9 protein-coding genes are annotated in these 10,214 nt (G+C 37.8%); 3 read left to right on the forward strand and 6 right to left on the reverse strand.

Annotated features, from left to right (window positions below; translation table 11 throughout):
* Window positions 1–113 precede the first annotated feature (113 nt).
* From AC1DDX_RS16725 to AC1DDX_RS16740, 4 genes are all read right to left on the reverse strand, one after another.
* On the reverse strand, window positions 114–524 hold the full coding sequence (locus AC1DDX_RS16725; RefSeq protein WP_172659350.1) for a BrxA/BrxB family bacilliredoxin: 411 nt from the start codon (window positions 522–524) through the stop codon (window positions 114–116).
* A gap of 151 nt (window positions 525–675) precedes the next feature.
* Window positions 676–1,080: a hypothetical protein gene (locus AC1DDX_RS16730; RefSeq protein WP_477622298.1), complete on the reverse strand. Its 405-nt coding sequence runs from the start codon at window positions 1,078–1,080 to the stop codon at window positions 676–678.
* A gap of 152 nt (window positions 1,081–1,232) precedes the next feature.
* Window positions 1,233–3,281 carry a TonB-dependent receptor gene (locus AC1DDX_RS16735; protein WP_477622299.1) on the reverse strand — a complete coding sequence of 683 codons (2,049 nt, stop codon included), beginning with the start codon at window positions 3,279–3,281 and terminating at the stop codon, window positions 1,233–1,235.
* Between the two features lie 6 nt (window positions 3,282–3,287).
* Entirely contained in the window at window positions 3,288–4,541 is a 1,254-nt protein-coding gene (locus AC1DDX_RS16740; RefSeq protein WP_172659348.1) for a 6-bladed beta-propeller, read from the reverse strand.
* A gap of 354 nt (window positions 4,542–4,895) precedes the next feature.
* Here AC1DDX_RS16740 and ahcY point away from each other — a divergent pair, with 354 nt between their 5' ends.
* The gene (gene ahcY, locus AC1DDX_RS16745) at window positions 4,896–6,212 is read left to right on the forward strand and encodes an adenosylhomocysteinase (RefSeq protein WP_172659347.1); all 1,317 of its coding nucleotides are present in this window, start codon (window positions 4,896–4,898) and stop codon (window positions 6,210–6,212) included.
* 71 nt (window positions 6,213–6,283) lie between these two features.
* Here ahcY and AC1DDX_RS16750 read toward each other — a convergent pair whose 3' ends face one another.
* On the reverse strand, window positions 6,284–7,249 hold the full coding sequence (locus AC1DDX_RS16750) for a polysaccharide deacetylase family protein (RefSeq protein ID WP_172659346.1): 966 nt from the start codon (window positions 7,247–7,249) through the stop codon (window positions 6,284–6,286).
* A 13-nt stretch (window positions 7,250–7,262) separates the two neighbouring features.
* A complete protein-coding gene (locus AC1DDX_RS16755) occupies window positions 7,263–8,831 on the reverse strand; it encodes a mechanosensitive ion channel family protein (protein WP_172659345.1) in 1,569 nt (522 codons plus the stop codon).
* A gap of 75 nt (window positions 8,832–8,906) precedes the next feature.
* Here AC1DDX_RS16755 and AC1DDX_RS16760 point away from each other — a divergent pair, with 75 nt between their 5' ends.
* Complete coding sequence (locus AC1DDX_RS16760; RefSeq protein ID WP_288882577.1) at window positions 8,907–9,626, forward strand: pyridoxine 5'-phosphate synthase; 720 nt, start codon at window positions 8,907–8,909, stop codon at window positions 9,624–9,626.
* A gap of 15 nt (window positions 9,627–9,641) precedes the next feature.
* Complete coding sequence (locus AC1DDX_RS16765; RefSeq protein ID WP_172659343.1) at window positions 9,642–10,211, forward strand: hypothetical protein; 570 nt, start codon at window positions 9,642–9,644, stop codon at window positions 10,209–10,211.
* Window positions 10,212–10,214 lie beyond the last annotated feature (3 nt).

A 10,214-nucleotide genomic window follows, 5' to 3' on the forward strand; every position in this document is an offset into this window, starting at 1 on the left:
CCCTACCACCGCGTTCTATAAGCACCTTTATATTTTCTGCTCTTTAAATAATATTAAGCGCAAAAAGAGGGAGCCTGATATTTTCAGGCTCCCTCTTTTATATTTTTTTATTTCTAGCAGTACTGCTCAAAAGCACCAATAAGGCTATCGGCAATCATTTGCGCCGGACGGCCTTCTATTTGATGACGCTCTATCATATGAACTAATTTACCATCTTTAAATAAAGCCATTGAAGGTGATGATGGAGGAAAAGGCAACATATAACCTCTAGCTCTGTCAACCGCTTCTTTTTCCATACCAGCAAAAACCGTTACCAATTTTGTAGGGTGTTTTTCATTTGCTGCAGCTAATTTTGCTGCCGGACGCGCGTTTGCAGCTGCACAACCACATACCGAGTTCACTACTACAAACACAGTTCCTTCGCTTGTAATGGCGCTATCAACTGCTTCAGCAGTTTTTAATTCTTCAAAACCTACGGTTGTAAGTTCAGCACGCATTGGTTCAACTAAATATTCTGGATACATATGCTTAATATTTTTATAAATTTTCTTTTTGAGTATACAAAGGTACTGTACCTGTAACTAGCATCAAAGCATTGGCGATAAGACCAATATAGTTTTGACCTTTAAATTACTTTGTATAAATCAAAAACAAGCGCTCTCCTCTGTTATATCATCATTTCTTAGCCTTGGCCTTCTTTCCAAACTGTCTTGGATAGTAGGAAATTGTGGTCATAAAATATTGTGTCAATACATTTTGCCTACCTATGGTAAAACTATTGGCATCACCATAGTTAATTACGCTGGTGTTCTGCCTTAATAAATCGAGGGCCGCGAATTTGACCTCAGCATTATTACCTTTAAGGAAGCGACAAACCAGGTTCGCATTCCAGATGGTGTAAACAATGTTTTTAGAATTCGATGAAGAACTGTTGTTGTTACTGATATTGCTATTCAACGTCAACTTCTTGGTGATGTTATAGCTGGCCGTCAATGTGGTGCCAACGTTCTTTCCGCTATATTGGGTGTTAAAGGCCTCTTGTTTGGATTTGTAGGTAGACCACGATTGGCTAAGCGCCACCGCCAAATAACTCTTATACGTATAATTAACACTACCGCTATAATACGTATTTAAATTACTCGAATAAGTAAATACACTATTGGTATACCCAGGGTTTATAGCTGTATTGAAGTTTCCATATAAATTAAACTGAAATTCCGATGTTTTAAGCTTTAAAGCCTTCCTGATACCGTGCTGTCGGTTAGTGGAGCAAGCTGATTGATATTAGGTATCTTCAAAGTTGTTCTGTACTCAAGAGAGTAGTTCCTCGAGGTTTCCCCATATTGATTATTGTAAAAACTAATCTCTACGTCAGGGGCAAACTGGCTGTAGTTGCGTTTTAAGTTTTGGAAAGACCTGTCAGATTTATTATCCTGACTAATTAATAGCTCTTTAGGATGAAACGTGAGGGACAAGGACTTGTAATAACGGTTAGACATACTTTTCGAGAAAGATCTTCTTATTCTCAACCCAGGTGTTTCCTCAATAACATTCGTAGTTATTTGATTATTTAAATAGGCGTTAGTCCGGTATACGTTATTTATGGTATCCAAATCCTGCACCCTGTTATTATTTTTATCAGAGTTCAGCAGTAACCTGTTCGTTAAATCAAAGCTCATACGTGAGTATTTTTTGTTTCCAAAAATCAGCCCCTTTAGATCCTGTATAGTTAAATTGAGTTCCTGTCTGAACCCTTCCGCAAGGGTGTTGTACTTTCTGTTAAATTTCTGATTAGCTGCAGTACCAGTAAATGATTTAAACTCAGTCAGGTTCAGGCGGTCGCTTTCATTATTGTAGGTATTCAAATTATAGTTGGCCTCGAAACCCCTAAACCGCGTTGTTTGTGTAATGATATATGGAGAATACCTGTACTGACCACCAAACCTAAAACTCTTATTGTTGTAATTTCCGGTATTCATTGAATTATTTGTACTGGTTAGCACATCCTGCAAATTAGTAGCCGTACGAAAAGTCTGATCTACATTATCACCCTGATTAAAGTTTACTTCCTGGGAGAAATTCAAATTATGCCCCTTTTTAGTATACTCGTAATTCGAATCAAATCGCTGCGTGGTATTAGAAGATTGATTGTTGGTAATGCTGTTGTCAATCACCTTATCCGTACTGTTAACAGAGGTAGTTGTCTTAGCATCAGCTAGGTAATTGGTATTCTTGTCTTGTAAAAAGTAATTAGATTTTAAGGTGTTTTTTAACTCCCACGTGGGCTTTTCTATAAAATTGTAGGTAAAGTTTGCCCCGAGTGCACTGGGGCGTGTTATCCCTTCAGCCCTAAAATCAGGCTGATATTCTACATTGGTACCAACCCCCTTAAACGTACTGTTAGATTGGAGATCGCGCGTATTATCCGCAATCTTGTTAATATTGTTTATGGCGCCAACAACGGCAAGTTGCATTTTGGGCGTAAACATATTGATACTGGCGTCCGTTTCAAAACGCTTATCTGTTCCATAACCTGCGCCAATCTTACCAAAAAAACCAACATCCTTGCCTTTTTTTAGTTTAATGTTCATCTCCAGCGTAGAATCTGCAGGATTGGTACTTTGCTGACTCCTTGATTTGTTGTACACCTGTATTTTCTGGACCGCATTTTTAGCCAGATTTTGTGTAGCCTGCTTCATATCACCACCAAAAAAGGACTTTCCATTTACCAATAAGCTTTTAACCTCTTTACCGTTTACCGTAATCTGTCCGTCTCCCCACAAGGTGATGTTGGGTATCTGCCTAAGCAAATCCTCAACCACAGCATTACTATCTAATTTAAAAGCCGCAGCATTAAACTCTAACGTATCACCATTCATACTAATCGGTGGCACGGTGATCACTACATCGTCAAGCGTGATGTCCCTGCGGTTGGCAACAATGGTCTGGAGGTCAATGGTATTCTTACCCGAAGGTATCGTAAATGTCTTTCTGGAAGTATAGTAACCTACATTGTTAATATCCAGTCTTAGAAGAACATTTACAGGCAGGTTTTTAAAGCTAAATTCCCCATAATTATTGGTTACCTGGTAGCTTAACAAGGTGCTATCGGCCGATTTATAGATAGATACGGTAGCAGATTTTAGCACATAGTTCTGTGCCGTATCTCTCACAATACCCTTTGCAGTTCCTGGATTTACAGTGGTAGCTTGCTGTGCATTAAGCGTAAAGCAGGCAATACTGAGCAGAAATGCCAGCGTTATGGTATTTAATTTGAACATGGAGCGTTAGAATTTTTTTGGTTTAAGCTGAATAATTATGGGATTACTTTTCTTGTTTTGTGTTTTAAAGTACTCTGTTAAAGCAGCATTATACTTCCTGTTTTTATCTTCATTCTGTTCTTTAGCGGTAAAGAGCGTTAGAGAAGAATAGCTGGTGTAAAAACATTCAGGAGTAACGATATGAAAGCCTTTGTTTGTAAAATCATATTGAGATGCCAAATCCGTAATCGGCAAAAACTGAGAGGTAGAATCAGGCTCTATATCTGCAATAGATGTCAATTCAGTTGTTTTTAAGTTATATATAAAAGCTTTTTTCTCATCCCGGCTCCAATTCCAGTTCCTAACCTGGAAATACAGGTTATTAAAATGCAGGTAACTGTTAGCCAAATCATAAAAAACATCCCTGTTTTTCTCATAATAATCATAACCCTTCCCTTTATAGATTGGGTTGGTATCATAATCCATAGGAAGAGAGTTTGAGGCCGGAAACAAGATCCTATAAGCCAAAGAAAGCTTTTTAGCCGTTAATTTGTAAATGTTATAATAGAAGTTCTTTACAAAAAGATACTCATCCGGATTACCATAATCATATACACGGCCACCATGCCAGCGCTCATCGCCCTTGTGGTCAGCCGTTCGGTAAGGGAAATAACTTTCTACCCTCTTGCCATCCTTCAAAATGCTTACGTTATAGTAGATGCTGTCTTTACCACTTTCCTCCAGAAAAGCCTGGTCTATAATCGTACCATCACTAAATTTCTTATAATTGGTATAGTCTTTCTGTTTATCCTTAACAATAGGTACTTTCTTTACCAGCTTGGCAGTTAAATCAAAATAGTAAATTTGTTTACCTGACGAAATCTCAATCAGCACTTGACCATCTTCCTTTTTAATATTAAAGCCATAGAAACTCTGATCTTTAACTTTAGGATCTTTCTCTATTTTATTGGCATTGATCTTCGCAACATATTTTCCCGCTTTAGTAAAAATCAATACTGCTTTGGTTTCCCAATCGTAAATAACATAATTGTCGCCGGCGATTTTCAGTGAATTTATAGAACCAAACAGACTTTCCTTAGTGGTTTCTAACGGGGTAAAGATAACTTCATCGAAGAACTGAGATACAGCCGCACCGCGTGCGCTGTTGGGGTCAATCCTGAGCGTCACCATTCCTGTGCTATCAATTTTGCTTGCTTGAGCCACAGCATGGCCATAGGAGAAAATGCAGATTATTAAACTGCTGAGAGCGAATTTTAACATAAAGGCGTCATTTGGTTCCTTAAATATATTAATTTTCAGGAGACAAATGATTCTATGTGAAGCTCGGCCTTTATTTTTAACAATAATTAACGTTTAGACAAAACACGTCTTACTCTACAAAAGGAACGCTGTTTGCTCTGTGTTTCTGTTCGATGATACTTCGTCCCCATACTTAGAAAAAAAGGTGCTTTTACCGAACAATCGGGCTCTTTAATGCCGATTTATCTAATACGAAACATCGTATCAAATAGACCAGAACGAGTTGAATTGATCCATTCCTTTTTTGTTGCAATAAATAAACATAAATAGTCGTAAATTTGCAGGCTGTATATTAGAAACTTAATAAATAAACATATGTCATCAGTAGAGACAACTTACGTTCCTTACAAAGTTAAGGACATTTCACTGGCAGAATGGGGCCGCAAAGAGATTGAACTGGCAGAAGCAGAAATGCCTGGTTTAATGTCATTACGCGAAGAATTTGGTCCTTCTCAACCATTAAAAGGCGCACGCATTGCAGGCTGCCTTCACATGACCATCCAAACTGCAGTTTTAATTGAAACACTAGTTGCGTTAGGTGCTGAAGTTACCTGGTCATCTTGTAATATATTTTCTACTCAGGATCACGCTGCTGCTGCTATTGCTGCAGCTGGTATTCAGGTATATGCCTGGAAAGGTTTAGATGAAGCTAGCTTTGACTGGTGCATCGAGCAAACTTTACATTTCGGCCCTGAGCGTCAGCCGTTAAACATGATCTTAGATGATGGTGGCGACTTAACCAATATGGTTTTCGATAAATTCCCGGAGCTTATCGCTAACATCAAAGGTTTATCTGAAGAAACTACTACCGGTGTTCACCGCTTATACGAGCGTATGAAAAACGGAACATTGCATTTACCTGCAATCAATGTAAACGACTCAGTTACCAAATCTAAATTTGACAACAAATACGGTTGTCGTGAATCATTAGTAGATGCGATCCGTCGTGCTACTGATATCATGATGGCTGGTAAAGTAGCTGTTGTTGCTGGTTACGGTGATGTTGGTAAAGGTTCAGCTGAATCTTTAAGCTCACAAGGTGTACGTGTAATCGTTTCTGAAATTGACCCGATCTGTGCTTTACAAGCTGCAATGGAAGGCTATGAAGTTAAGAAATTTGCTACCGCAGTTAAAGAAGCTGATATTATTGTAACTACAACCGGTAACTGCGATATCGTTCGTGCTGAGCATTTCAAAAGCATGAAAGATAAAGCGATCGTTTGTAACATTGGTCACTTTGATAATGAAATTGATGTTGCCTGGTTAAACAAAAACTATGGTGCTACTAAAGTAGAGATCAAACCTCAGGTTGATAAATATACTATTGACGGAAAAGACATCATCCTATTGGCCGAAGGTCGTTTGGTAAATTTAGGCTGTGCAACTGGTCACCCAAGTTTTGTAATGTCTAACTCATTCACTAACCAAACTTTGGCTCAATTAGAATTGTGGACCAATACAGATCAATATGAGAACAAAGTTTATGTGTTACCTAAGCATTTGGACGAAAAAGTAGCTCGTTTACACCTGGCTAAAATTGGTGTTGAACTTGATGTTTTAGATGCACATCAGGCAGAATACATTGGTGTTCCGGTTGAAGGTCCATTTAAACCAGATACTTACAGATACTAATCACTCGGATAGATATAAAAAGAGGGAAATTACTAATGTAATTTCCCTCTTTTTGTTATCAGGCATATCCATTATTTCTGTTGAAACTCATCCTCAACACTTTCTCTTAAATCGTACATTATCCATTGTTTGCCTTGAATGTCTTTTTGCTTATTCTTAAGGAGTTTAATAAAATCCTGAACCCCCAGTGGTTCATTTCCATTTCCATGAATTAGAACTATACTCCCTGAGTTGGCTGGCTGACCTTTTGCAAGCCATGCATCACTCCCAACAGGAATAACCCCATAAGAAAGCACACGTTTTACTACTTCTGTATCTGATACAAGACCCGGAAAACGGAAGAAAACAGATGGCAACATCCCGTGTTGTAACATAGCCAGTTCGGTTCCTAATACTTCGAAATTCAAATCTGTGCCCGGCTCCAATAAAAAATTAGTTTTAAGGGGTGCTTTAGAACTTACATGATGATTGTAAGAATGGTTTATCCATGTAACCTTTATATAGTTGGATTTTTCCAGCTCTTTAAGCCAATTTAAATCGTTGGCATGGGTAAGCATCCATCGGCCGGTAATTGATATTGCAATTGGCACCGGTTTCTCTGTTTTCTGAAATTCTGAAATGAGTGAGGTAAAGATTATTCTATCTAGAACTTTATGCGAAGGGCACAGATCAATTGTTAACGTTATTCCTTTTTCTTTTTGGAAACCATGAATAATTCCTGCATCCTGCAAGCTATTAGATAGTTGCCTTGCCGACGACATTGCCTTAGAATATGCTGAATTTTCAAAATAAATAAGTGCTTGGTCTAACGCCATTTCTTTCACAATTACTCCGGCAGCCGGAATTATTGATGTAGTTAGTTCAGCAGGATTAACCGCTAAATAAGAAGCAGTTCCTGAGGTTTTGAATTTCCGAAGTATCAGTAATTCCTTATTGTTATACTTAGTAATTGCAAAATATTTATTATACCCCTCAATACTAACCTGAGCCGAACAAGGAATAGCTAAGACCATTAATAGATACAAAATCGTCTTCACACACTTATTTCATTTAATTTTTAACCTGAACAGTGCTTGCATTGCCGTCCCTTATTGCCTGATAATGAGGAGACATAATCTCTACTCCCGCTTTATCAAATGCTTCATGAATATTCTTATGCATCTCTGAATAGATAACAGCCATAATGCCCGGATTACTGATGTAGGCATTTAGCTGATAAGACACGTACCAATCATCAAGACTTGTTTGCAGCACAAAAGGAGCTCTATCCTTAATTACGCCTTCGGTTGCAAGTGCAGCATTAATCAGCAGTTCATGAATTTTTGTCCATGGAATATCATAGCCTAAAGTAAGCGTGCTATGGATAATCAATCCTTCGTTAACAGACATGCTGGTATAATTCACAGTGTTCCCATTTAAGATGGCACTATTAGGAATGGTAATGATTTCGTTTTTGATTGTTCTGACACGGGTAACTAATAATGATTTCTCTAAAACAGCGCCGGTAGTATCTCCAATTTTAACAACGTCTCCAATTCTAAAAGGACGCATATAAGTAATCACCATGCCAGCCACGCCATTACTAATGGCCGATGATGATCCAAAGGAAATCAGTATCCCCAAAAACACAGATACTCCTTTAAATATGGCCAGATCCGACCCCGGAATATAGGGCCATATCATCACTATCATAAAGGCGTTTAATAAAATCTTAACAATATTAAATGTAGGTTTTGCCCAGTCAGGATAAAAACCGCTAACCTTTAGCCTTTCAGTCTCGACCTCGTAAGCTAAAAACTTAATTGCCTTTTTCACATAATGGAATACCCCAACTATAACAGCTATAGTAATCAGTTTTGGTACAAAGTCAATTAAAGCACTAAATATGTTCTTTAGTGGGTTCAGCACAAAGCTAATCAGACTATCGCTCCAGGGTTTTGTCCATGGAAAGAGCCTAAAAATAACTGGGAGGGTAAGATAGATCAGCAAAAGGATGACAAAGATTTTAATTAAGTTCAGGAACTTGCTTATTAATATCAGCTCCCTTCTTCTGTCGATCAACTCATAATCCTTAATTTTCAAATGCCCAATTCTTTCATGCAATTTGAAACTCAACCAGCTGTTAAACCTGTTAGAGTATTTATTTAAAAAAAATATACATACGCCTAATACAACAATGATCAGCAGCCCCAATCCCGCTCGCTTTAAAAGTTCTGATACGTTGGTTTCCTTCCTGTAATTATTGATATTATTTATAATAATTTCCTGATAAGCTTTAGCCATAACCTCTTTATCCATCTTCACGGAATCTGCGTCAGCTTTTGATAAGCTTAATAAAATATCGCCTTTATAAACAATTCCTACAAGGGTAGAATCATCAACTGTAATTAAAGAATCGGGTACAAAAAGAAGATCCTCAGATAAGGCCTCAACTTTGGAAGAAGTTCTTTGTGCTCTTTCTGGTGCAGACAAGGAACCAAGCTTATTTTTAATGTGAAAGAGTGTGTCTGTATGCGCAACTACAGGATACCCTTTAAACACAACAGTATCTTTCTGTGCATAAACAACATGCTGAATACAACAGAAAGCGACAAATGAGATCAACAATTTAAATGACATATATCGAATGATTATAACTGATAGCAAAATACAGAAATTTTTTACCTTTACTTGCATATTTATATTTGGGATAACATGACGAAACTTTCAGTAAACATCAATAAAATAGCAACCCTTCGTAATAGTCGTGGAGGAAACAATCCGGATCTTGTTAAAGTAGCATTGGATTGTGAGCGCTTTGGATCGGAGGGGATAACTGTACACCCCAGACCTGATGAAAGACACATCAGATATCAGGATGTTTTTGATTTGAAAGCAACTATAGCTACAGAATTTAATATAGAGGGTAACTGCAGAGAGCAAAAATTTGTTGACCTGGTTTTAGCAAATAAACCTGCCCAGGTAACCCTTGTTCCGGATGCAGAAGGCCAAATTACCTCCAATCATGGATGGGACACTATAAAACATAAAGATTACCTGCAAGAGATGGTCTCTGTGTTTAAATCTGCCGGAATTCGTGTGTCCATCTTTGTAGATCCGGTAGTAGAAATGGTGGAGGCTGCGGCAGAAAGTGGAACCGACAGAATTGAACTTTACACCGAGGCTTATGCGCATAATTATTACGACAATAGGGAAAAAGCCATTTTACCTTACATCGCAGCTGCGCACAAGGCTAATGAAATAGGACTGGGCATTAATGCAGGCCACGATTTAGACTTACACAACCTAAAATATTTTGCTGAAAGCATTCCTGGGTTACTGGAGGTTAGTATTGGCCACGCATTAATCAGTGATGCCCTCTATTTAGGTTTGGAGAACACCATTCAATTATACCTAAAACAATTGAAACATTAATCTATAATGCTCACCATGAAAAACTTCACATTATTAACTATCGCAGCAACATTGATTTTCTTTATATCATCTTGTAAAAGCGGTGGTAATTTAGACGAGGGTACAGCTGAAGATGTAATATCAGCCCACCTTAAAGCAAATCCGGAATACGAGAGTACCAAAATAAATATTGGGGAAATTAAGTTCAGAAGCAAGAACGATCAGTTGGAGCTGCAAAAGTATAAAGCCCTGGAAGAAAAAGGACTTGTTGAAATGGTCCTTCAGAATCAAAAAAAGAAGTTCTTATCTAAAGACAGTGTGTACTTCTATTTGATTACGCTAACCGATAAATCAAAACCTTACATTATTAAACATGATGCACATAATGCTACCGTAAGAGCCGTTAATTATGTTCTTGATGAAGAGAAGCCAATTACACTTATAAAAGGAGACTCAAAAATAGCTCGCGTTACTGTTTCACTCAAAAAAGAAATGACAGATTTCTCGATATTCTTTAAAGATAAAAACATCGGCAGCAACTTCATTACCAAAACTTATAAGTTGAAGCTGAAGAAAGAAGTTGGCTGGATATTAGTTGGTGGTTAAAAG

The sequence above is a fragment of the Pedobacter sp. 10L46_2 genome, from assembly GCF_056395165.1.

Bases quoted from the DNA above. Each gene is read 5' to 3' on its own strand.
- AC1DDX_RS16725 (WP_172659350.1), bottom strand. From the start codon at position 524: ATGTATCCAGAATATTTAGTTGAACCAATGCGTGCTGAACTTACAACC.
- AC1DDX_RS16735 (WP_477622299.1), bottom strand. From the start codon at position 3,281: ATGTTCAAATTAAATACCATAACGCTGGCATTTCTGCTCAGTATTGCC.
- AC1DDX_RS16740 (WP_172659348.1), bottom strand. From the start codon at position 4,541: ATGTTAAAATTCGCTCTCAGCAGTTTAATAATCTGCATTTTCTCCTAT.
- ahcY (WP_172659347.1), top strand. From the start codon at position 4,896: ATGTCATCAGTAGAGACAACTTACGTTCCTTACAAAGTTAAGGACATT.
- AC1DDX_RS16755 (WP_172659345.1), bottom strand. From the start codon at position 8,831: ATGTCATTTAAATTGTTGATCTCATTTGTCGCTTTCTGTTGTATTCAG.
- AC1DDX_RS16760 (WP_288882577.1), top strand. From the start codon at position 8,907: ATGACGAAACTTTCAGTAAACATCAATAAAATAGCAACCCTTCGTAAT.
- AC1DDX_RS16765 (WP_172659343.1), top strand. From the start codon at position 9,642: ATGAAAAACTTCACATTATTAACTATCGCAGCAACATTGATTTTCTTT.